This window comes from Streptomyces hazeniae (genome assembly GCF_031845485.1).
Lineage (GTDB): Bacteria > Actinomycetota > Actinomycetes > Streptomycetales > Streptomycetaceae > Streptomyces > Streptomyces hazeniae.
The window spans coordinates 85,747-107,794 of the sequence record NZ_JAVREQ010000003.1; the positions used below are offsets into that span (position 1 = coordinate 85,747).

General features: G+C 73.4%; 18 protein-coding genes. 4 read left to right on the plus strand and 14 right to left on the minus strand.

Translation table 11 applies throughout. From position 1 onward, the window contains the following. Positions 1-14 precede the first annotated feature (14 nt). A complete protein-coding gene (locus RM572_RS05570) occupies positions 15-2,702 on the minus strand; it encodes a polynucleotide kinase-phosphatase (RefSeq protein WP_311672157.1) in 2,688 nt (895 codons plus the stop codon). Continuing rightward, positions 2,699-4,225 (minus strand): 3' terminal RNA ribose 2'-O-methyltransferase Hen1, encoded by a 1,527-nt coding sequence (locus RM572_RS05575; protein WP_311672158.1) that lies wholly within the window; start codon positions 4,223-4,225, stop codon positions 2,699-2,701. Before RM572_RS05575 ends, RM572_RS05570 begins: the two co-directional genes overlap by 4 nt. Positions 4,226-4,415: 190 nt before the next feature. Here RM572_RS05575 and RM572_RS05580 point away from each other — a divergent pair, with 190 nt between their 5' ends. After that, positions 4,416-5,783 (plus strand): MFS transporter, encoded by a 1,368-nt coding sequence (locus RM572_RS05580; protein ID WP_311672159.1) that lies wholly within the window; start codon positions 4,416-4,418, stop codon positions 5,781-5,783. Between the two features lie 30 nt (positions 5,784-5,813). Here RM572_RS05580 and mmuM read toward each other — a convergent pair whose 3' ends face one another. From mmuM to RM572_RS05610, 6 genes are all read right to left on the minus strand, one after another. Beyond that, complete coding sequence (gene mmuM / locus RM572_RS05585) at positions 5,814-6,743, minus strand: homocysteine S-methyltransferase (RefSeq protein WP_311672160.1); 930 nt, start codon at positions 6,741-6,743, stop codon at positions 5,814-5,816. Continuing rightward, a complete protein-coding gene (locus tag RM572_RS05590) occupies positions 6,740-7,663 on the minus strand; it encodes an LLM class F420-dependent oxidoreductase (protein WP_311672161.1) in 924 nt (307 codons plus the stop codon). Before RM572_RS05590 ends, mmuM begins: the two co-directional genes overlap by 4 nt. A gap of 45 nt (positions 7,664-7,708) precedes the next feature. Next, entirely contained in the window at positions 7,709-8,185 is a 477-nt protein-coding gene (locus tag RM572_RS05595; protein WP_311672162.1) for a DUF6099 family protein, read from the minus strand. Positions 8,186-8,291: 106 nt separating this feature from the next. Further along, on the minus strand, positions 8,292-8,621 hold the full coding sequence (locus tag RM572_RS05600; protein ID WP_037789527.1) for a nucleotide pyrophosphohydrolase: 330 nt from the start codon (positions 8,619-8,621) through the stop codon (positions 8,292-8,294). Positions 8,622-8,646: 25 nt separating this feature from the next. After that, complete coding sequence (locus tag RM572_RS05605; RefSeq protein ID WP_311672163.1) at positions 8,647-9,813, minus strand: AAA family ATPase; 1,167 nt, start codon at positions 9,811-9,813, stop codon at positions 8,647-8,649. 171 nt (positions 9,814-9,984) lie between these two features. Continuing rightward, positions 9,985-11,031, minus strand: a complete 1,047-nt coding sequence (locus RM572_RS05610) for a glutathione S-transferase family protein (RefSeq protein ID WP_311672164.1) — start codon at positions 11,029-11,031, stop codon at positions 9,985-9,987. Positions 11,032-11,268: 237 nt separating this feature from the next. Here RM572_RS05610 and RM572_RS05615 point away from each other — a divergent pair, with 237 nt between their 5' ends. The 3 genes from RM572_RS05615 to RM572_RS05625 all read left to right on the plus strand — a co-directional run bounded on the left by RM572_RS05615 (position 11,269) and on the right by RM572_RS05625 (position 14,575). Beyond that, entirely contained in the window at positions 11,269-11,775 is a 507-nt protein-coding gene (locus RM572_RS05615; protein ID WP_311672165.1) for a hypothetical protein, read from the plus strand. A 222-nt stretch (positions 11,776-11,997) separates the two neighbouring features. Then, positions 11,998-13,221 (plus strand): beta-ketoacyl-[acyl-carrier-protein] synthase family protein, encoded by a 1,224-nt coding sequence (locus RM572_RS05620; protein ID WP_311672167.1) that lies wholly within the window; start codon positions 11,998-12,000, stop codon positions 13,219-13,221. 127 nt (positions 13,222-13,348) lie between these two features. Further along, entirely contained in the window at positions 13,349-14,575 is a 1,227-nt protein-coding gene (locus tag RM572_RS05625; protein ID WP_311672168.1) for a cytochrome P450, read from the plus strand. Between the two features lie 42 nt (positions 14,576-14,617). Here the strand turns inward: RM572_RS05625 and RM572_RS05630 are convergent, their stop codons facing one another. The 6 genes from RM572_RS05630 to RM572_RS05655 all read right to left on the minus strand — a co-directional run bounded on the left by RM572_RS05630 (position 14,618) and on the right by RM572_RS05655 (position 21,851). Then, a complete protein-coding gene (locus RM572_RS05630) occupies positions 14,618-15,958 on the minus strand; it encodes a cytochrome P450 (RefSeq protein ID WP_311672169.1) in 1,341 nt (446 codons plus the stop codon). Beyond that, positions 15,955-16,647, minus strand: coding sequence for a GTP-binding protein (locus RM572_RS05635; protein ID WP_311672170.1), 693 nt, complete (start codon positions 16,645-16,647; stop codon positions 15,955-15,957). Before RM572_RS05635 ends, RM572_RS05630 begins: the two co-directional genes overlap by 4 nt. Further along, entirely contained in the window at positions 16,628-16,984 is a 357-nt protein-coding gene (locus tag RM572_RS05640) for a DUF742 domain-containing protein (RefSeq protein ID WP_027763223.1), read from the minus strand. The genes RM572_RS05635 and RM572_RS05640 overlap by 20 nt, the downstream gene beginning before the upstream one ends. Then, entirely contained in the window at positions 16,981-17,400 is a 420-nt protein-coding gene (locus RM572_RS05645; RefSeq protein WP_027763222.1) for a roadblock/LC7 domain-containing protein, read from the minus strand. Before RM572_RS05645 ends, RM572_RS05640 begins: the two co-directional genes overlap by 4 nt. A 133-nt stretch (positions 17,401-17,533) precedes the next feature. Further along, complete coding sequence (locus RM572_RS05650; RefSeq protein WP_311672171.1) at positions 17,534-19,327, minus strand: ATP-binding protein; 1,794 nt, start codon at positions 19,325-19,327, stop codon at positions 17,534-17,536. A gap of 304 nt (positions 19,328-19,631) precedes the next feature. Then, positions 19,632-21,851, minus strand: a complete 2,220-nt coding sequence (locus RM572_RS05655; RefSeq protein ID WP_311672172.1) for an NADP-dependent isocitrate dehydrogenase — start codon at positions 21,849-21,851, stop codon at positions 19,632-19,634. Positions 21,852-22,048: the final 197 nt, after the last annotated feature.

Below are 22,048 nucleotides of genomic sequence, written 5' to 3' on the forward strand. Positions count from 1 at the left end.
CCCGCCGGGCGGCGTCAGAGACGCGGGTCGACCGGCTCCGACTCCAGTGCGAGCACCGCGAACACCGCCTCGTGCACCCGCCACAGCGGCTCGCCACCGGCCAGCCGGTCCAGCGCCTCCAGCCCGAGCGCGTACTCCCGCTGGGCCAGCGACCGCTTGTGTCCGAGGTGCCGCACCCGCAGGCGCTCCAGGTTGTCCGGGCGGGTGTACTCGGCGCCGTAGATGATGCGCAGGTACTCCCGGCCCCGGACCTTCACCCCCGGCTGCACCAGCCGGCCGTTCTCACCGCGGACGTACGCCGCCAGCGGCTTGACGACCATGCCCTCGCCGCCGGCGCCGGTCAGCTCCAGCCACCAGCGCACGCCCTCGGCGACCGACGCCTCGTCGTGCGTGTCGACACAGCGCCTCCGCGTCGGCGCGAGCAGCCGGTTCGTCCACGGCCCGTCGCCCGCGTTGGCCCGGACGGCGGCCGCACCCTCGGCGTCGATCATCCGGTCGATCAGGGCGAGCTGACGGTCGTGCGGCAGCGTGGCCAGGCTGCGGTCCCGGACGGCGAGGATCTGGAACGGCGCCAGGCGGATGCCGTCCAGCCCGTCGCTGCCCCGGCCCGGCGTGCGGGCGGGACCGTCCTGCGGCTCGCCGGGCCAGCCGCGCGCCGGGTCGCCCACCGGCCAGCAGTAGCGGCGGTACGCCTCGGTGAACGCCGCCGCGTCCGCGGCCCGGCCGTGCTGCCGGTCCAGCAGCCCGCCGACGTCCACCCCGCGCGCGGCGGCCGCCGCCACGGCGCCGACCGCGTCGGGGAAGACCGCTCCGGCCGCCGCGCCGACCGCGGCGTACTGGTTGCGCAGCAGACCGCCCGCCTTCAGCGACCACGGCATCAGCTCCGCGTCCAGCAGCATCCAGTCGGTGTCCAGTTCCGCCCACAGCCCGGCGTCCTCGGCGCTGCGCGCCACGCGCCGCAGCACGGCGGCGGTCAGCGCGTCGTCGTCGAGGAAGGGCCGGCCGGTACGGGTGTAGAGGGCGCCGGGCACATCCCTCCGGGCACCGAACCGCTCCCGGGCCGTCGCCACGTCCCGGCAGACCAGCGCCACGGCCCGCGAGCCCATGTGCTTCTCCTCGCAGACCACCTCCCGCACACCGTCGGCGCGGTAGCCCGCGAAGGCCTCGGCCGGGTGCTCCAGCCAGCCCTCCTCGCGGGAGGTGGCGCACGGCGCCATGGTCGGCGGCAGATACGGCACCAACTCGGGCGCGAGCGCGAACCGGCTCATCACCTCCAGCGCGGCGGCCGCGTTCTCCTCCCGGACGGAGATCCGTCCGGCGTGCCGGGTCTCCACGATGCGACGGCCGTGCACGTCGGTGAGGTCCAGCGGACGGCCGTCCGCACCGCCGGGCGCGTCGGTGGCGAGCGGGCGGACCGGCTCGTACCAGACCTGCTCGGCGGGCACGTCGACCAGTTCGCGCTCCGGCCAGCGCAGCGCCGTCATGGCGCCGCCGAACACGCAGCCGGTGTCCAGGCAGAGGGTGTTGTTGACCCAGGACGCGCGCGGCACCGGCGTGTGGCCGTAGACGACCGCCGCCCGGCCGCGGTAGTCCTCGGCCCACGGGTAGCGCACCGGCAGGCCGAACTCGTCCGTCTCACCGGTGGTCTCGCCGTACAGCGCGTGCGCCCGCACCCGGCCGGACGTACGGCCGTGGTACTTCTCCGGCAGGCCCGCGTGGCACACCACCAGCGCGCCGCCGTCCAGCACGTAGTGGCTGACCAGCCCGTCGACGAACGTGCCGACGCGCCCGGCGAACTCCGGGTCGTCCTGGGCCTCCTTCTCCATCTGCTCGACGGTCTCGGCCAGCCCGTGGGCCACCTTCACCTTGCGGCCCTTCAGCCAGCGGCCGAGCTTGTTCTCGTGGTTGCCGGGCACGCACAGCGCGGTGCCCGCCTCGACCATGCCCATCACCAGGCGCAGCACGCCGGGACTGTCCGGGCCGCGGTCGACCAGGTCGCCGACGAACACCGCGGTGCGGCCCTCCGGGTGGCGCGCGCCGACCGCACGACCCCGGGCATCGCGCTCCAGCCGGTAGCCGAGGCGGTCGGCGAGCAGCGTCTCCAACTCAGCACGGCAGCCGTGCACGTCGCCCACGATGTCGAACGGCCCGGTCAGCTGCCGCAGGTCGTTCCAGCGGCGTTCCCGCTCGACGCGGACCGACTCCACCTCCTCCACGCCGCGCAGCACGTGCACCCGGCGGAAGCCCTCGCGCTCCAGGCCGCGCAGCGAACGGCGCAGTTCGCGCCGCTGCCGCGGCAGGACGTGTGCGGGCAGACCGGCACGGTCCGCGCGGGCCGCGTTGCGTTCGGCGCACACGGCCTCCGGCACGTCCAGCACCACCGCCACCGGCAGCACGTCGTGCTCGCGGGCGAGCGCGACCAGCTGCCGGCGCGCCTCGGACTGCACGTTGGTGGCGTCGACGACCGTGATCCGGCCGCCGGTCAGGCGTTTGGCCGTGATGTAGTGCAGCAGGTCGAAGGCGTCGGGGGTGGCGGACTGGTCGTTGTCGTCGTCGGCGACGAGGCCCCGGCACACGTCCGAGGACACCACCTCGGTGGGCAGGAAGTGGCGGCGGGCGAAGGTGGACTTGCCCGCTCCGGTCGTGCCGACCAGCACGACGAGGCACAGGTCGGGCACGGCGAGCGTACGGACGTCCGTCATGCGGCGGCCTCCGTCGGGAGAAGGGTGAACAGGGCGAGCTGGGTGGGCGGGCCGACCTCGGGGTCGTCCGGCCCGACCGGCCGCAGGTCCACGGCGTAGCCGTGCCGTCCGGCGACCTCCTCCGCCCAGCGGCGGAACTCCTCCCGGTTCCACTCGAACCGGTGGTCGTGATGCCGGACCTGGCCGGCCGGCAGCGACTCCCAGCAAGCGTTGTACTCGACGTTGGGCGTGGTGACGACGACGGCGGACGGCCGCGCGGCGCCGAACACGGCGTACTCCAGCGCGGGCAGCCGCGGCGGGTCGAGGTGCTCGACGACCTCGCTGAGGACCGCGGCGTCGTAGCCCTTGAGACGGGAGTCCGTGTAGGCGAGCGAGCCCTGCAGCAGGCTCACCCGGGACGCCTGCCGCTCGCCCATCCGGTCCAGGCGCAGCCTGCGGCTCGCGACGTGCAGGGCCCGCATCGACACGTCGACACCGGTGACCTGGGTGAACCGCCGGTCGGACAGCAGCGCGGCGATCAGCCGGCCTTCGCCGCAGCCCAGGTCCAGCACGCGCGCGGCGCCCGTCTCGTGCAGGGCGGCGAGGATCGCGTCCCGGCGCTCGGCGGCCAGGCTGCGCGGCTTCCCGGCCGCCGCAGGGTCCGACGGCTCCGGTGCCGCGGTGCCGGCGGGGGTGTCCGCCGCGTCGGGGGACGGGGTGGAGTCGTCGTCGCCGTCCGGCACGGCGTTGTCGAGGTCCTCGGCCGCCGCGTCGTCGGACTCGGCGAGCCGGGCCAGTTCCAGCCGCTCCATCGCCCGCCGGGTGAGAGCGCCGCGCCGGGCCAGGTAGCGGCCGGCGATCAGGCCCTGCTCCGGGTGGTTCTCCAGCCAGCCCTCGCCGGCCCGCAGCAGCTTGTCGACCTCGTCGGCCGTCACCCAGTAGTGCTTGGCCCCGTCCAGGACGGGGAGCAGCACGTACAGCTGCCGCAGCGCGTCGGCGAGCCGCAGCTCGCCCTCCAGCGTCAGCCGCACGTAGCGCGAGTCGCCCCACTCGGGGAAGTGCGCGTCCAGCGGCACCGGTTCGGCGTCCACCGACCAGCCCAGCGGCTCGAACAGGCGGCGCACGGTGTCCACGCCGCCGCGCGCGGGCAGCGACGGGACGGCGACGCGCAGCGGCAGCGCACGGCCGGGGAGGTCCGGGCGCTGCGGGCAGCGTCCGGCCATCGCGCTGCGGAAGACGGCGCCCAGCGCGACGGCGAGCAGCGAGGACGCCGCGTAGGGGCGGTCGTTGACGTACTGGGCGAGAGCGGAGTCCGGGGCGCCGCCCCGGCCCTTGCCGCGGCCGCGGCGGACCAGGGCGACCGGGTCGACCTCCAGCAGCAGGGCGGCCGTGCAGCGATGCTCGTCGGCCTCGGGGTAGAGGACGTGCGCGGTGCCGCAGGAGGTGTCGAACGCCTGGGCCTTCCCGGGGTGCTTGTGCAGCAGGAACCCGAGGTCGGTGGCCGGGCTTTCCACGGTGCCGGTGGTGGAGATCGTCAGGAACACGCGCTCGAGTATCGCCCTGCCGCCCGTCCCCGACCACTCGTTTTCCCCGCGGCCGGAAGCGGTCCGCGCACGAACTGTTGACCCCGTACCGTCCGGTCGGTACGTTCCCCGGAACTCGAAGCTCCGGTCCTTCTCCCCGTCCCCCTTCCCGGCCGCGGCACCGGCCACGGCCTTCCAGGAGCGTGCACAGATGAAGACCACGCCGCCTTCCCCCGCCGACTCGTCGACGACCCACCGCCGCAAGGTCGCCTCCGCCGCGGCGGCCGCGTCCGCCGTGGAGTGGTACGACTACTTCATCTTCGGCATCGCCGCCGCGCTCGTACTGGGCGACGAGTTCTTCCCCTCCAGCAGTCCGGTGGCCGGCGTCCTCGCCGCCTTCGCGACGTTCGCCGTCGGCTTCCTGGCCCGCCCGCTCGGCGGCATCGTCGCCGGCCAGCTCGGGGACAAGCGGGGACGCAAGCCCATGCTCGTGCTGGCGCTGACCGTGATGGGCCTCGCCACCACCGCGATCGGCCTGCTGCCCGGCTACGACACCATCGGCGTCGCCGCACCGATCCTGCTGGTGGCGCTGCGCGTCCTCCAGGGCGTCGCAGTGGGCGCACAGTGGGGCGGCGCGATGCTGATGGCGACCGAGTACGCACCCGAGGGGCGGCGCGGGCTGTACGGCAGCCTGGTGCAACTCGGCGTGCCGATCGGCGTGGTCACCTCGAACGTGGTCTTCCTCGTCGTGGAGAGCACGACCAGCGGCAGCGCCTTCGCCTCCTGGGGCTGGCGCATCCCCTTCGGCGTCGGCCTGCTCGTCCTCGTGCTCGCCTGGTACATCCACACCCGGGTCGAGGAGACGCCGGAGTTCCGCGCCGCCGAACGGGCGCTGGCGGAACAGGAGAAGCAGACGGACGCGTCGCGCTCCCCGCTGCGCGAGGTGCTGCGGCACCACCTGGGCACCGTGCTCCTCGCCGCCGCCTCCTTCGCGGTGAACACCGCCACGTTCTACATCGTGATCACCGGCGTGCTCGACTACACCACCCGCGAACTCGGCATGGAACACGGCGCGGTGCTCACCGTCTCCCTGCTGGTCAGCCTCACCCAGTTCGCACTGATACCCGCCGCAGCCGCCCTGTCCGACCGCGTCGGCCGCGTACGCGTCTACACCGTCGGCGCGGCCGGACTGCTGGTGTGGGCGATCCCGATGTTCCTGCTCATCGACACCGGCTCGCTGTGGTGGCTGGCCGTGGGCACGTTCGTCACCAGCTGCTTCCTCAGCATCATGTACGGCCCGCAGGCGGCGCTGTTCGCCGAGCTGTTCACCGCGGAGATGCGCTACACCGGCGCGTCGCTCGGGTACCAGATCGCCGCGGTGATCGGTGGCGGCCTGGCGCCCTTCCTGATGGTGCTGCTGCTCGAGGCGACCGGCACCTCGCTGGCCGTCGGCGGCTACATCATGGCCCTGTCCGTGCTCTCCCTGGCCTCCATCGCGGTCCTCTCCCGCCGTGCCCGCGCCCGCACTGCGGCCGCCTCCCCCGAACCGGCCGCGGCGGCCCCGGGCGAGCCGGTCTAGCCGGCAGTCGGTCCAGCCGGGGTGGCCGATCTAGCCGGGGTGACCGGGGTCGCCGTCCGGAGGGGGCCGGAGCGCGGCGGCGAGGCGGGCGACGAGGGCGGGGCCGACGCGGCAGCAGCCGCCGAGGAGACGGGCGCCGTGCGCGGCCCAGCCGGCCGTGGCACGCGGGTCGAAGGTGACCGCGCCGTGCCAGCGGTGCCCGTCGGCGTCCCAGCGTTCGCCGCTGTTGGGGTAGACGACCACGGGCTTGCCGGTGCGTGCGGCGGCGAGAGCGACCGCCTCCGCCGCGTCGCGCGGGGTGCAGCAGTTGACGCCGGCCGCGACGACCTGGTCGTGGCCGGCGAGCAGGTCGAAGGCTTCGGCCAGCGGCTGCCCGGCGCGGGTACGGTCTCCGGCGACGGTGTACGTCAGCCAGACCGGCAGGCCGGTGCCTGCCGCCGCCCGCAGCAGGGCTTCCGCCTCGTCCATGTCCGGCACGGTCTCCAGGGCGAGCACGTCCGGCGCGGCCTCGGCGAGCGCCTCGATGCGCGGCCGGTGGAAGCGCTCCAGCTCGCGCACGGTGAGCCCGTACCGGCCGCGGTACTCGCCGCCGTCGGCCTGCACCGCGCCGTACGGGCCGACGGAGGCGGCGACGTGCACCGGCGTCCGCCCGGCCGCCTCGCGGGCGAGGGCGACACTGCGGCGGAAGAGACCGGCGGCCTCCGCGCGGGAGAAGCCGCGGCGGGCGAACCCCTCGAAGGACGCCTGGTAGCCCGCGGTGATGAGTACCCGCGCTCCCGCCCGCACGTACGCCCGGTGCGCGGCCACGATCTCCTGCGGACCGTCCGCGAGCAGCCGCGCCGACCACAGCGCGTCGGACAGGTCGCAGCCCTGCGCCTCCAGCTGGTTGGACAGCCCGCCGTCGAGGACGACCGGGCCGCGGGCGAGGGCGTCGGCGAGCGGGAGCGCGGGGAGGCTCACGACAGCCGGCTCTGCACCCGGGACGCGATCAGCTCCAGGTGGTCGAGGTCCTGCAGATCCATCACCTGGAGGTAGATCCGGGACGATCCGGCCTCCTGGTAGCGGCCGATCTTGTCGACGACCTCCTCCGGTGTGCCGGTGAGGCCGTTCTCCTTCAGCTCGCCGACGTCCCGCCCGAGGGCGGCTGCGCGGCGGGCGACCTGCGCGTCGTCCTTCCCGACGCAGACGATCAGCGCGTTGGAGTACACCAGCTCGTCCGGCTTCCGTCCGGCTTCGGCCATCGCCTCCCGGACCCGGGCGAAACGTCGGGCGCTGTCGTCGGGATGGGTGAAGGGCAGGTTGAACTCGTCGGCGTAGCGGGCGGCCAGGCGGGGCGTGCGCTTCTCGCCGAGTCCGCCGACCAGCACCGGGATCTTCGACTGGACGGGCTTGGGCAGTGCCGGGGAGTCGGCGAGCCGGTAGTACGCGCCGTCGTGGTCGAACCGCTCCCCCGCCGGTGTCGCCCACAGGCCGGTGACGACGGCGAGCTGCTCCTCCAGCCGCGCCAGCTTCTCCCTCGGGAACGGGATGCCGTAGGCGGTGTGCTCCTCCTCGAACCATCCCGATCCGAGGCCGAGTTCGACCCGCCCGCCGGACATCTGGTCCACCTGGGCGACCTGGATGGCCAGCGGCCCCGGCAGCCGGAAGGTGGCAGCGGACATCAGGGTGCCGAGCCGGATGCGGCGGGTCTCGCGGGCCAGCCCCGCCAGGGTGGTCCAGGCGTCGGTGGGGCCGGGCATGCCGTCGGCGTCCCCCATGGCCAGGTAGTGGTCCGAGCGGAAGAACGCGTCGAAGCCGAGGTCCTCGGTGGCCCTGGCGACGGCGAGCAGCGTGTCGTAGTCGGCGCCTTGCTGGGGTTCGGTGAAGATGCGCAGGTCCATCACCCCATCCTGCACGGCCGCACCGCGCTCCGGAGGGAGGGCTCCTCAGGCGGCCGGGCCCCTTTCCGGGAGGGCCAGCCCGCGGAGTATGCCCGTCACGCGGTCCGCGGACACGTCGGCGGCGTCGATGGCCTCGACACACTGCCAGTACAGCCCCTCCTCCTCCGCCGAGACGCAGACACCGACCAGCGCGGTGATCGACTCGCCCAGCAGCACCGCCAGCGCGCCGAGCGCCGCGTGCACGTCGTCCATCCTGGTCAGGCGCGCGGCACGGACCCCCTCGGCGCCCTGCCCGTCGTGCCGCAGCGTGACGCAGCCGCGCATGCCCGCCTCGCTGAGCGACGCGGCTTCCGCCCGGACGGCCGGCGGGCCGGTGATGGCCAGGTGCGACCCGACCGCCTCCACCAGCGCCTGCACCTGCCAGACCTCCGCGATCACGTCCGCCACGCCCGAGGTGCCTGCTGCGGCGGCGCTGCGCGCGAGCGCCTGCCGCGTCTCCTCGATGAGTCCGACTGCTTCCATCGCCTTCCCCCTTCACACGGTTCTCACCCACGGTGACACCGATCGACCTTCTCCCTCGGAAAGTTGGGGAGAAATGTGGACAACTTCGCCACTGTGCACAACTCCCTCACTCCATAGAGTCACCGTTTCCGGGTGCCGGGAAACGCTCCTCGTTCCGTGCGATCTTGGCTTCGAGTGCGGCCAGCGCGTCCACGCCCAGCACCTCGCAGAACTGGAGGAGATACGCCAGGACGTCGGCGACCTCGTCCTCGACGCGCGCGGCGGACCTCCGGTCCGCCATCACCCCCGCCGACTCCTCCGGCGTGAGCCACTGGAAGATCTCCACCAGTTCGCCGGCCTCCACACTCAGCGCGGCGGCCAGGTTCTTCGGCGTGTGGTAGCGGCCCCAGTCGCGGACCTCGGCGAACTCGGCGAGCCGGCGCTGGAGTCCGGGCAGGCTGCGGGTGGCGGGCACGTCGTCGTCAGGCCCGGGGGAGCTGTGCGGGAATGCGTTCACGCCCCAGGTCTACCAGGGTCGCCTCGGGCACCTGCACGGCGTCCGGCGCCTCGTGCAGGGTGCCCAGCAGCCGGATGTGCCCGCGCCGGCACATGCGCGCCGTGAGGGCGAGGAGTTCCGCCGACTGCCGCCGGTCCAGCCCGCGGTCGAGGCCGTCCGCGAGCACCGCGAGCGCCTGCCGGGCGGGCGGCATGCCCTCCACCGGATCGACGTTCAGCACCCCCGGCCCGGTCAGCAGCACCAGCGCCAGGCCGAGGTAGCGCAGTTCGCCGTCACCGAGCCGGTCGACCGGCATCGGCTCCGCGCTCCCGCCGCGCTCCAGGAGCGCCCGCACCCGGCCGCCGTCGCAGGCGACCGCGGTCAGACCGTCCACCGGCCCCGCACAGCCGGCCCGCACGGCTTCCACCAGCGCGGCGTGCCGGCTCGTGCACTCGGCGCGGGTGCGTCTGAGCACCGCGGCGAGATTGTCGCAGCCGGAGCGGAGCATGCCGTCCGCGAGGTCCGCGGGCGCCCGCATGGCCTCCGGCGCGGGATCGCAGGGGAAGACCGAGCGCAGCGCCACCACGACCTGTTCGACGGCGGCCAGCACCTCCCGCTGCCCCTCGGTCGTACCCGCCACCCGCAACGGCAGCAGCGCCGTCGCCAGCCGGTCGTCGGGCAGCGGTGCCCTGACCACCTTGCTGCCCGCGGTGTGCCACTCGGCCTGCACGCTGGGGCGGCCCGGGTCACGCTGCGCCGTGGACAGCAGCGTCCGCCCGTCGGCGGCGACCAGCCGTTCGCCCGCCACGCGCAGTTCGGGTTCCGCCTGCACCGCGAGGTCGAGCCGCACGGGGCCGGCCGGGCCGTCGACGGTGCAGCCCAGCCGGAACCCGCGCCGGCCCTGCCCGTCGGGGCGGGCGGCGAACGGCACGCACGACGAGGCGCCGCCGATCCGGTCGCCGAACACTTCGCTCAGGCCGTCGCCGTGCGCGAGCCGTCCGAGCGCGTGGAACGCCTCCAGCACGCTGGACTTGCCGGAACCGCTGGGCCCGGTCAGCAGCGTGAACGCCTGCAACGGCAGCACCCTGCCCCGGTGCGCGCGGAAGGCGGAGAGCCGCAGCTCGGAGACGACGGGGGTCGGCGAAGCGTCCATGCCGACGACGCTAGAACCGGCAGGACGTGCCGAACCGTTCCGTCTCCTCCCTCTTCCCCCTATCGAGGGACGAAACAGCCGCAAACCTCGGCAGCCGACACGGCCGACACGGCGGACACTGCGGACGCAGCGGATACGGCTCGGGGCGGGCGAGCCGTCGGGGCGGCGGCTTCAGGACCTGCGGCCCGGAGGGCGGTGGGCGGCGGGGACGGCCTCCCCGGGCGGGGGCGGACCCGGCGGGGTGCCGTCCCCGAAGGGACGGCCGCCGAGCTCCTCCCGGTGGTGCGGGGTGTGGAGAAGGGAGAGGTCCGGCCCGGCGGGGACCACACCGGTCGGGTTGATGCCGGTGTGCACCAGGTAGTAGTGACGCTTGATGTCGGAGAAGTCCACCGTGTCGCCGAAGCCGGGCGTCTGGTAGAGGTCGCGCAGGTACGCCCAGAGCACCGGGTCCTCGGCGATCTTGGAACGGTTGCACTTGAAGTGCCCGTGGTAGACGGCGTCGAAGCGGACCAGCGTGGTGAAGAGGCGGATGTCGGCCTCGGTGAGGGTGTCGCCGACGAGGTAGCGGCGGTCGGCGAGCCGCTGCGAGAGCTGGTCCAGGCGATGGAAGACGTCCCCGTACGCCTCTTCGTACTCCTCCTGCCCGACCGCGAAGCCGGCACGGTACACGCCGTTGTTGAGGTCCCGGTAGACGCCCTGCATCACCTCGTCGATCTCTTCGCGGTGCGCCTTGGGGTAGAGGTCGGGGGCGCCGGGGCGGTGGAGGGCGGTCCACTCGGTGGAGAGGTCCAGGGTGAGCTGCTGGTAGTCGTTCGTCACCAGCTTGCCGCTGGGCACGTCCACGACCGCGGGGACGCTGACGCCGCCGGGATAGCCGGTCTCCCGCGCGTCGTAGGCGTCCCTGAGGAGGTGGATGCCGAGCACCGGGTCGAGGCCGTCCGGATCGAGGGTGAAGCGCCAGCTCCGGTCGTCCTGGATCGGGTCGGCCACGGCGAGCGAGAGGGAGTCCTCCAGTCCCAGCAGGCGCCGCACGACCAGGGCACGACTGGCCCACGGACAGGCACGGCTCACCACCAGGCGGTAGCGGCCGGCCTCGACCGGCCAGCCGTCCCGGCCGTCCGCGGTGATGCGGTCGGCGAAGTGGCTCCTGGACCGCTTGAAGGTCCGCCGGCCGTACTCGGTGTTGCCGGTCCGGTCGCCGTCGTCCGCGCCGCTCATCGGGTGCCTCCTGCTCCGTAGGATCCGGCCCGCGCTCCGGGCCGCTCCCGCCCCTTCCGCGCTTCGGGGTGGGGTATGCGTGAGCGGGTACCCGAGTGTTCCGGGCGTACCCCGGACGGCGGCGGCCCTCCCGGGCCGACGGGCGACCGGGGGCGACCGGATCGAACACAGGGGCCGGACCGGCTCCGCCCCGGACCGTCCGCCGCCCGTGGCGGACCCCGAACCGGAGGGCGCCCGATGCAGTCGTCTCGTAGGTCACTACTGGCGGTGTATCTCAACGACCACCTGGCCGGAGCCACCGCCGGCACGCAGCTCCTGCGCCGCGCGGCCCGGAGGCACCGCGACGACGCGATCGGCCGCGAACTGGGCGAACTCGCTCGGGAGGTCGCAGAGGACCGCCGGTCACTGCAGCGGATCATGTCCGATCTGGGCCTGCCGCGACAGCGGCTGCGCATCGTCGCCGGTTGGGCGGGAGAGCGTGCAGTGCGGTTCAAGCCCAACGGTCGGCTGCTCCGCCGCTCGCCGCTGAGCGACTTGATCGACGTGGAGGCGATGCGCCTGGGCGTGGAGGGGAAGGCTGCCGCCTGGCGGACCCTGGCGGATCTCGTCGCAGACGAACACCGTCTGAAATCTGATGATCTACACCGTTTGCTCCACCGCGCGGAACGACAGGCGGAGGTCCTGGAGCGGCTGCGGCGACAGTCGGCCGCCCAGGCCTGGGGAGCCGGCGAGACCTCCGGCTGAACGGCCGGCGCCGGACCCGGCGCCGGCCGCGCCGCAGCCGGTGGCCGCGTTGATCACCCTTCTCACCTGTTGCGGCGTTAGCTGACGATCAGTGATGTTAGGTACATCCTCGCACGCTTTTGATCCGAATTGCACCCTGTCCTGTTATGGTCACAGCCGGTCGAACGGTGTACGAGCGAGCGGTTGTTGATCGACGTGAACAGATGCGCGGACAGACCCGGTGTGGTGGTGACCGGGATGGGGACGGTGACGCCCCTGGGGGCGGACGTGCCGACCACCTGGCAGGGGATGCTGGACGGGCGCTCCGGTGCCCGCACACTCACCGAACCGTGGGCGGAGGACCTCCCCGTACGCATCGCCGCGCCCGCCGCCGTCGACCTGCCGTCCCACTTCCCGCCGGCACAGGCCCGCCGCATGGACCGGGCCACCCAGCTCGCCCTCGTCGCCACCGGCGAGGCCTGGGCCGACGCGGGACTGGCTGGTGACACGACGGTGGACCGCGAACGACTGGCCGTCTCGGTCTCGTCGATCATCGGCCTGCAGACCATGCTGTCCGCGTACGACGCCCTGCTCCGCAAGGGCTGGCGTCACATGTCCCCGTTCGCCGTTCCCGCCCTCCTCCCGAGCGGTTCGTCGGCCCGGATAGCCCTCGACTACGGCGCCCAGGCCAGCGCGCACTCCCCCGCGAGCGCGTGCGCGTCCGGCACCGAGGCGATCGCGTTCGGCGCCGACATGATCCGGCTCGGCCGGGCGGACGTGGTCATCGCCGGCGGCACCGAGGCGCCCGTCCACCCCTTCGTTCTCGGCGGTTTCGCCTCGATGCGCGCGCTGTCCCGGCGCAACGACGCGCCGGAGCAGGCGTCGCGGCCCTTCGCCAAGGACCGTGACGGCTTCCTGCTCGGCGAGGGCGCCGGCATCGTCGTCCTGGAGTCCGAACGGCATGCCCGGGCGCGGGGCGCGCGCGTCTACGGGCGGGTGCTCGGCGCCGGGATGTCGGTCGACGGCCACCGCATCGCGCAGCCGGAGCCCGAGGGGAGGGGCGCGGCCAAGGCCATGGAACGCGCGCTCGCGGACGCCGGGGTCGCACCTGCGGACGTGGTGCACGTCAACGCGCACGCCACGTCCACCCCGGCGGGTGATCTCGCCGAGGCCCGGGCGCTGCGCCGCGTGCTCGGACGGCACACCGACAACGTGGCGGTCTCGGCGACGAAGTCGATGATCGGCCACCTCCAGGGCGGTTCCGGCGGCGTGGAGGCCGTCGCGACCCTGCTCGCCCTGCACCACCGGCTGGCCCCGCCCACGCTCAACGCCGGGAACCAGGACGGCGAGATCGACCTGGACGTCACGGCGGGCGGCAGCCGCGCCCTCCCCGCCGGCGAGGTCGTCGCGCTCAGCAACTCCTTCGGCTTCGGCGGCCACAACGCGAGCCTCGCCGTCGCCGCCTGACACCCCTGCGAGGCGTGCCGGGAACGGTCGGTTTCGGCCACCTTCGAACCGGGCGGGCGCACCGGTGTCCCCTCTGACGCCGGATCAATAGCCTTGTATGCACGATTCGTTCACACGAGGGGGCGACATGGCGACCGTTCAGCAGGTGCCCGACATTCTCTCGCCGCAGTTCGCGGCGGACCCCTACTCCGCCTACCGGGTGATGCGGGAGAGCGCTCCCCTCATCTGGCACGAGCCGACGCAGAGCTACCTCGTCTCCCGCTACCAGGACGTCGAGCGGGTCTTCAAGGACCGCGAGGCCGCGTTCACGACGGACAACTACAACTGGCAGGTCGAGCCGGTGCACGGCCGTACGATCCTCCAGCTCAGCGGCCGTGAGCACGCCGTACGCCGGGCCCTGGTCGCGCCGGCCTTCCGCGGACGGGACCTGGAGGAGCACTTCCTCCCCGTCATCGAGCGGAACTCCCGGGAACTGGTCGACGGCTTCCGCGACCGCGGCGCGGTGGACCTCGTCGACGCGTACGCCACCCGCTTCCCGGTCAACGTGATCGCGGACATGCTCGGCCTGGACAAGGCCGACCACGACCGGTTCCACCGCTGGTACACCGCGGTCATCGACTTCCTGGGCAACCTGTCCGGGGACCCGGAGGTCGCCGCGCGGGGCGAGCGGACCCGCGTCGAGTTCGCCGAGTACATGTTCCCGATCATCCGCGAGCGGCGCGGGAACCCGGGCGACGACCTGCTGTCCAAGCTGTGCGTCGCCGAGGTGGACGGGGTGCGCATGAGCGACGAGGACATCAAGGCGTTCTGCAGCCTGCTGCTGGCGGCCGGCGGCGAGACGACGGACAAGGCGATCGCCGGCATCTTCGCCAACCTGCTGACGCACCCGGAGCAATTGGCCGCGGTCCGTGCGGACAGAAGCCTGATCCCGAAGGCGTTCGCGGAGACGCTGCGCTACACGCCGCCGGTGCACATGATCATGCGTCAGTCCGCGACGGAGGTGACGCTCAGCGGCGGCACGATACCCGCCGGGGCGACCGTCACGTGCCTGATCGGCGCCGCCAACCGCGACGAGCAGCGGTACCGCGACCCGGACCGCTTCGACATCCACCGCGACGACCTGTCCACCGGCAACGCGTTCTCCGCCGCCGCCGACCACCTGGCGTTCGCCCTGGGCCGGCACTTCTGCGTCGGCGCGCTGCTCGCGAAGGCCGAGGTGGAGACCGGAGTCGGCCAGCTCCTCGACGCCATGCCGGACGTGCGCCTCGCGGACGGCTTCGACCCCGTGGAGCAGGGGGTGTTCACACGCGGCCCCAAGTCGTTGCCGGTGACGTTCACGCCCGTCGCCACCTGAGGTCACACGCTCCCCCGGCGGCCCGCACGGCGGCCCCGGCCGTCACTGGGCCGCCGGGGTGAAGCGCACGGGCAGCGCGGTGAGCCCGCGCATCCAGATGGACGGCCGCCAGGTCAGTTCGGACGGCTCCGCGTCCAGCACCACGTCGGGCATCCGCTCCAGCAGCGTCTCCACGGCGGTGCGGGCGATGACGTCCGCCAGCAGCGGGGCGGGGTAGGGGCAGCGGTGCTCGCCGTTGCTGAAGGACAGGTGTGCCGAGTTCTCCGCGCCGACGTGCGCCTCCGGCCAGATCTGCGGGTCCGTGTTGGCCGCGGCCAGGCCCAGCACGAGGCAGTCGCCGGCCCGGATCAGACGCCCGCCGAGCTGCGTGTCGCGTACGGCCCAGCGCCCGATGAAGTTCTGGGTGGGGGTGTCCAGCCACAGCACCTCGTTGAGCGCCTGCCCGACGCTGACGCGTCCGCCGGACACGTTCACCGCGAACCGGTTGTCGGTGAGGAGCAGCCGCAGGGTGTTGCAGATCCAGTTCGCGGTGGGCTGCTGCGCGGCGGCGATGACGGAGATCAGGTCCTGCACGATCTCCACGTCGGTCAGGCCCGCCGGGTGCAGCAGCATCCGCGAGGTGACGTCCGGCCCGGGGTTGCGCCGCTTGTCGGCGACGAGCTGCGCGATGCGCTCGCCCACGCGTCCGTAGGCGGCGACGGGGTCGTCCCCCTCGGCGGCGTCGAGCGAGATCCGCAGGTCGGTGACGAGTTCCTCGGTGTCGGCGGCGCCCGCGGGCATGCCGCACATCTGGACGGCGGCGCGCATCGGCACCTGGTGGGCGTAGGAGTTCATCAGCTCGGCGACACCGCTGCCGGAGAAGCCGTCGATCAGCCGGTCGGCGATGACCCGGCAGTCGTGGCCGAGTTCGAACTGGTCGATCGCCTCCAGCGCCTGGGTGATGACCCCGGCCCGCCGCTGGTGCTCGGCGCCCTCGGCGAAGAGCACGGACGGCTGGTAGCCGACGTACGGCATGAGCGGCCAGTCCGGCGGGATGTTCTCCCACTGGTTCCAGCGGCGCGAGTCGCGGGCGAACAGCTCGTCGTGCTGGGTGACGTAGCTGACCTCGGGATAGCCGAGGACCAGCCACGCCGGGATGTCGCCGTCCAGGAGGACCGGGGCGATCGGGCCGTGTTCCCGCCGCAGGCTGCGGTACAGCTCGGACGGCGTCTGCTGGTACTCCAGGCCGCTCAGGCGCACCGCCGTGCCGTGCGCGGGACAGCCGGGCGGCGGCACGGCGTCGCTGTTCCCGCCGGCGGTGGCGGTGAGGGTGCGGTGGTGGGCGGCGGACGGGTCGGCGCCGAGGCCGTCGGTCTCGGCGTCGGCACCGGTCAGGTCGGTCATGAGGTCGTCTCCCGTGCCAGGGCCATGTCGTACAGGTGGTTGACGAGGGTGATCAGGACGTGTTTGCCGGAGGACCGCACGCGCGCGTCGCAGTCGACCAGCAGCACGTGGTCGGGGAGGGCGAGGGCCTGCCGGATCTCGGCGAGGGAGAACGCGGAGGTGTCGTCGTCGAAGCGGTTGACCGCCACGACGAACGGCGTGCGGTGGTGTTCCAGCCGGTCGATGGCATACCAGGACTCGCTCATCCGGCGGGTGTCGACCAGCACCACGGCACCGAGGGTGCCGGCGAACAGGCGGTCCCACAGGAACCAGAACCGTTCCTGCCCGGGGGCGCCGAAGAGGTAGAGCACCATCCGCTCGTTGAGCGTGATGCGCCCGAAGTCGAAGGCGACGGTGGTGGTGGTCTTCCCCGCCACCCCGGTGGTCTCGTCGACGCCGACGCCGGCCTGCGTCATCAGTTCCTCGGTGTTGAGCGGGCGGATCTCGCTGACCGCGCGCACCAGCGTGGTCTTCCCCACTCCGAAGCCGCCCACGACGACGATCTTGAGGCCGGTCTCGGCGCCGTGCGCCAGCGGCGTGCGGTCCGAACGGGCCGCGGGGAGGGCGGGGCCGCCGCCGGGGTCCGCCGCGTCCGGGACGGCGTCCGAGGGGGTGAGTTCGGCGCCCAGTTCAGAGGTTGCGGAGTCCATTGAGCACCTCCATCAGGAGTGCGGAGTCGGGCTGGGAGGCGACGGCCCGGGTGACGGGCGGGCGGCGGGCGGTGATCCTGCTGGTCGCCAGCAGGTCCCCGAGGAGGATGCGGACGACGGTCACCGGGAGCTTCAGCTCGGCCGCGATCTCGACGACCGCGATGGGCCGGCGGCACAGACCGAGGATGCGCACGTGCTCGGACTGCATGCCCGGGGTCGGCTCGCATTCGCTGACGATCAGGGTCACCAGGTCGAAGGTGTCGTCGTCCGCGCGGCAGCGCCCCTGCGTCAGGGTGTAGAGCCGGTCCGGTTCGCCGGTGTCGACGGGTTGCCTCACGAGCGGGTGCCCTCCGGGGAGAGCATCCGGGGCTCGGCGCGCAGGTGCTCGCCGATCTGCTCGACCATCTCGCTCATCTGGTGCCCTACGACGCCGGGGTCCGCGCCGTCGTCGGCGAGGACGGCGAGATGGGCGCCGTCGCCCGCCTCCACGATGAACAGCAGGCCGCCGTGGAACTCGGTCATCGAGTGCCGTACGCCGCCGGTGCCGTTGCCGAACTCCACCGACGCCCCCTGGGCGAGCGCCTGGATGCCCGAGCAGATGGCGGCCAGCTGGTCGGCCTGGTCGAGGGCGAGGTGACGGCTCCAGCAGAGCTTGAGACCGTCCCGGGAGAGCACCAGCGCGTTGCGCGTGCCGGGGGTCCGTTCGAGCAGGTTCTCCAGGAGCCAGGTGAGGCTGTTGTCAGTGGTCGGCATGGTGGGGTGGGGGGCGGACAGGCCCAGGGAGCCGGTCACCAGCCCGTGCCTCCTTCTTCGTCGTGTCTCGGGCAGGGGAGGGGCCGCGTCGCGCCGCGGACACGGCCCCGGGTCGGCTGCGTGCGTGCCGGGGCTACTCCGGCGGCGTCGGGGAGGCGTCCGTCTGGCCCCGGCGTGCGCGGTGGAAGGCGCCGAAGCCGGTTCCCGCGTCACGGGCGTGGCGCGGCGTGCCGCCGGTGGACGGTGCCGGGGACGCGGCCCGGCGCCGCATCAGGTGCTCGGAGTGCTCCCGGTCGGCCGTGGCCATGGTGCGTCCGGGGGACCGGACGGGCAGGCCGCCGGGGGTGGACTCGGCGTCGCCGCCGGTCGCCTGGGCGGGCAGCGGCGCGGGACGGACCGGGTCGGGCACGCTGCGCTCCGGGGGCGTCTCGGGGGTGCGGGGTGCCGGGTCGTCCGTCCCGAGGGGGTCCGGCGTGTGGTGGGTGCCCGGCGTGCTCACGGCGTCGGCGGGCGCGGCCGGAGTGCCGTGCGGCGGGGTGTGCTGGGCGAGGTGGGAGCCGAAGTGCTCGGGCAGCGCGGTGCGTCGCTGGGCGAGCAGCTGCGGCGGGAACAGCACCACGACGCCGGTGCCGCCGCGCGAGGAGGGCCGGAAGTTGACGGTCATGTGGTACTTGGCGGCGACCCGGCCCACCACGGCGAGGCCCAGCCGGGTGCCCTGGAGCAGCGCCAGGTCGTTGCACCGGCCCGACACCGCCTCCTCGGCGCGACGCATCGCCGCGTCGGCCATCTTCAGGCCGCTGTCCTCGATGGTGACGACGATGCCCGCGCTGCGCTCCTCGACGTAGACGTGCACCTCGTCGATGGGCGGTGAGAAGTTGGCGGCGTTGTCCATCAGTTCGGCGAGCAGGTGCATCACCGCCTCGGCGGCGAACCCGGCGATGGCCGCCGTGCTGGAGCAGTGCAGCCGCACGCGCTGGTAGGCCGCGATGCGCCCCATCGCACCGCGCAGGATGCTCTCCATGCCGATGGGCTTGTTCCACGAGCGGCTGGTGCGGCCGCCCATCAGGAGGGCGAGCCGGTCGGTCATCAGACCGAGCTGCGAGGTGTTGTGGTCGAGCCGGAGCAGGTCGCCGAAGACGTCCTCGCCGTACCGGTCCTGCATCTCGCGCAGGTCGGCGAGCATGCCGACCGCTTTGGCCTGCACCCGGCTGAGCGCTTTGGCGCTGGCGCCCTGGGCGGCCGCCGCGCGCCGCTCGCTCCGGGCGAACTCCCGTACCAGCGACTCCAGCAGGGCCCGCAGCCGGGCGTCCTGGGGACGTTCGAGACCGGCCAGCACGGTGTCGGCGGACGCGCCGTTGCGCAGGCCGGCCAGAGCGGTGGGGAGCACGGTGGCGGTGAGGCGGTCCAGCTCGCCGCCCGCCTGCTCGAGGCGCACGCGTGCGGTGGTCGCGGCGGCGGTGGCGGAGAGGGCGCGCTCCTCGGCGGCGCCCACCTCGGAGACGAACGTGTGCAGCAGCCGGCGCAGTTGCGGGTCCGACGGCTGCGGGGTCGCGGCCAGGGTTTCGTCGGCGCGGCCGCCCTCGGTGAGCCGGTCCAGCACGGCGGGAACGGTGACCTGGAGCAGATGTCCGGCCTCGGCGGCGTGCTGGGCGGCCTGCCGGGCGGCGGCGCGGGCCTCGCGCCGGGCGGCCTCGGCCGCGCTGCGCGCCTGGCGTACCAGCGTCACGGCTGCCGCGGTGGCCGCCGCGAGGCCCAGCCAGGCGCACACCACGACTGCCAGCACCCAGCCCGTCGCGGGTCCGGGAGCGGCCAGTGTCACCGCCCCTCCCACGACGGCGGCCACCACCAGGAGGAGGAGTGGCGCGGCCGGTGACATGCGCTGTTTCGCACTGTTCCGGCGCGGGCGGGGCGTGACGGGCACTGACATTCCGCGGTCCCTCGGTCGTGAGTGCGGGGCAGGACGGCCGACCTGCGCGCATCGGCCGTACCGGACGCTAGTCACGTGGAGGGGTGGGTGGCGGGAGGAGTGGCAGAGGTGTCCCCACAACGAAGGACTTCGCTGCGAAAGCGCCTTCGCGGCCCGGACGTTCGTGGTAGACGCACACGCCCGCGCACACGTACGGAGCACGTCCGGATGTACGACCCGCGAGGGTGCGGGAACGGGCCAGGCCCGGCGGTGGAAACCGCCGGGCCTGTCGGAAGGACGCCGTGCGAGCGCCCCCGGGAGGGCGTCAGGAAAGCGCCGAGAGGGCCTGGTTGAGGGTCTTCGACGGACGCATCACGGCGTCGGCCTTGGCGACCTGGGGCTGGTAGTAGCCGCCGATGTCGGCGGGCGAGCCCTGGACCGCGACCAGTTCGTCCACGATGGCCTGCTCCTGCGCGGTCAGCGTCGCGGCGAGGTCGGCGAACGCCTGCGCGAGCGCGGCGTCGTCGGTCTGCCGCGCCAGCTCCTGGGCCCAGTAGAGGGCGAGGTAGAAGTGGCTGCCGCGGTTGTCGATGCCGCCGAGGCGACGGCTGGGCGACTTGTTCTCCTGGAGGAAGGTGCCGGTGGCCCGGTCCAGGGTGTCGGCCAGGATCTGCGCACGGGCGTTGCCGGTGGTCTTCGCGAGGTGCTCGAAGCTGACGGCGAGGGCGAGGAACTCGCCCAGGCTGTCCCAGCGCAGGTAGTTCTCCTTGACCAGCTGCTGCACGTGCTTCGGCGCGGAGCCGCCGGCGCCGGTCTCGAAGAGGCCGCCGCCGTTGATGAGCGGCACCACCGACAGCATCTTGGCGCTGGTGCCCAGCTCCAGGATGGGGAAGAGGTCGGTCAGGTAGTCGCGGAGCACGTTGCCGGTGACGGAGATGGTGTTCTCGCCGCGGCGGATACGCTCCAGGGAGAACGCCATGGCGTCGGCCGGCGCCATGATCTCGATGCGCAGGCCGTCGGTGTCGTGCTCCGGCAGGTAGGCGCGGACCTTCTCGATGAGGCGGGCGTCGTGCTCGCGGTTCTCGTCGAGCCAGAACACGGCGGGGTCGCCGGTGGCGCGGGCGCGGGTGACGGCGAGCTTGACCCAGTCGCGGATCGGCTCGTCCTTGGTCTGGCACATGCGGAAGATGTCGCCGGCGCTGACGGTCTGCTCCAGGACCGCCTCGCCGTTCCCGTCCACCACGCGCACGGTGCCGGTCGAGGGGATCTCGAAGGTCTTGTCGTGGCTGCCGTACTCCTCGGCCTTCTGCGCCATCAGTCCGACGTTGGGCACCGTGCCCATCGTCGAGGGGTCGAAGGCGCCGTGGGCGCGGCAGTCGTCGATGACGACCTGGTAGATGCCGGCGTAGCTGCTGTCCGGGATGACCGCGAGGGCGTCCTGCTCCTGGTCGTCGGCGTTCCACATGTGGCCGGAGGTACGGATCATGGCCGGCATGGAGGCGTCGATGATGACGTCGCTCGGCACGTGCAGGTTGGTGATGCCGCGGTGCGAGTCGACCATGGCCAGGTCGGGGCCCTCGGCCAGCTCGGCCTCGAACGACGCCTTGATCTTGTCGCCCTCGGGCAGCGACTCCAGGCCCTTGAAGATGCCGCCGAGGCCGTCGTTCGGGGTGAGGCCGGCCGTGGCGAAGGTCTCGCCGTACTCCGCGAACGTCTTCGGGAAGAAGGCGCGGACGACGTGGCCGAAGATGATCGGGTCGGAGACCTTCATCATGGTGGCCTTGAGGTGCACGGAGAACAGCACGCCCTCCGCCTTGGCGCGGGCGACCTGCTGGGCGAGGAACTCGCGGAGCACGGCCACGCGCATCACGGAGGCGTCCACGACCTCGCCGGCCAGGACCGGCACCGACTCGCGGAGGACGGTGGTCGCACCGTCGTCGCCGTGCAGCTCGATGCGCAGCGCACCGTCCCGCTCGACGACGGCGGACTTCTCCGTGGAGCGGAAGTCGTCGCCGGTCATGTGGGCGACGTTGGTCTTCGAGTCCGCGCTCCAGGCGCCCATGCGGTGCGGGTTGGCCTTCGCGTAGTTCTTGACCGAAGCGGGGGCGCGGCGGTCGGAGTTGCCCTCGCGCAGGACGGGGTTGACGGCGCTGCCCTTGACCTTGTCGTAGCGGGCGCGGATGTCGCGCTCCTCGTCGGTCTTCGGGTCGTCCGGGTAGGCGGGCAGCGCGTAGCCCTGCTCCTGCAGCTCCGCGACCGCGGCCTTGAGCTGCGGGATCGACGCCGAGATGTTGGGCAGCTTGATGATGTTGGCCTGCGGCGTCCTGGCCAGCGCCCCCAGTTCGGCGAGCGCGTCGTCGATGCGCTGACCCGGCTCGAGGTACTCGGGGAACTGCGCGATGATGCGCCCCGCGAGCGAGATGTCCCGGGTCTCCACCCGCACCCCGGCGGTCGAGGCGTAGGCCTCGATCACGGGCAGGAACGAGTACGTCGCCAGGGCCGGGGCCTCGTCGGTGTGCGTGTAGATGATGGTCGAGTCAGTCACCGGGTGCTCTCCGCTCCACGTCTGCAACATTTCTCGACATCAAGATACCGCGTGCGCCGCCGAACCCCGAAAGGGCCCGCCCCCCTCCGCTCGCCGGCTGCCGGGAGCCGCGCCGGGAGACGCTTCTCACCTGCACCGGAACGCGGACGGGTCATCCGTCTGCACTAGGCTCGACGGGCGCTTCGTGCGCGCCGCCG

Coding starts and splice junctions, on each gene's coding strand:
- RM572_RS05570 (WP_311672157.1), bottom strand. CDS start 2,702: ATGACGGACGTCCGTACGCTCGCCGTGCCCGACCTGTGCCTCGTCGTG.
- RM572_RS05580 (WP_311672159.1), top strand. CDS start 4,416: ATGAAGACCACGCCGCCTTCCCCCGCCGACTCGTCGACGACCCACCGC.
- RM572_RS05590 (WP_311672161.1), bottom strand. CDS start 7,663: ATGGACCTGCGCATCTTCACCGAACCCCAGCAAGGCGCCGACTACGAC.
- RM572_RS05595 (WP_311672162.1), bottom strand. CDS start 8,185: ATGGAAGCAGTCGGACTCATCGAGGAGACGCGGCAGGCGCTCGCGCGC.
- RM572_RS05605 (WP_311672163.1), bottom strand. CDS start 9,813: ATGGACGCTTCGCCGACCCCCGTCGTCTCCGAGCTGCGGCTCTCCGCC.
- RM572_RS05610 (WP_311672164.1), bottom strand. CDS start 11,031: ATGAGCGGCGCGGACGACGGCGACCGGACCGGCAACACCGAGTACGGC.
- RM572_RS05615 (WP_311672165.1), top strand. CDS start 11,269: ATGCAGTCGTCTCGTAGGTCACTACTGGCGGTGTATCTCAACGACCAC.
- RM572_RS05625 (WP_311672168.1), top strand. CDS start 13,349: ATGGCGACCGTTCAGCAGGTGCCCGACATTCTCTCGCCGCAGTTCGCG.
- RM572_RS05630 (WP_311672169.1), bottom strand. CDS start 15,958: ATGACCGACCTGACCGGTGCCGACGCCGAGACCGACGGCCTCGGCGCC.
- RM572_RS05635 (WP_311672170.1), bottom strand. CDS start 16,647: ATGGACTCCGCAACCTCTGAACTGGGCGCCGAACTCACCCCCTCGGAC.
- RM572_RS05645 (WP_027763222.1), bottom strand. CDS start 17,400: ATGCCGACCACTGACAACAGCCTCACCTGGCTCCTGGAGAACCTGCTC.
- RM572_RS05650 (WP_311672171.1), bottom strand. CDS start 19,327: ATGTCAGTGCCCGTCACGCCCCGCCCGCGCCGGAACAGTGCGAAACAG.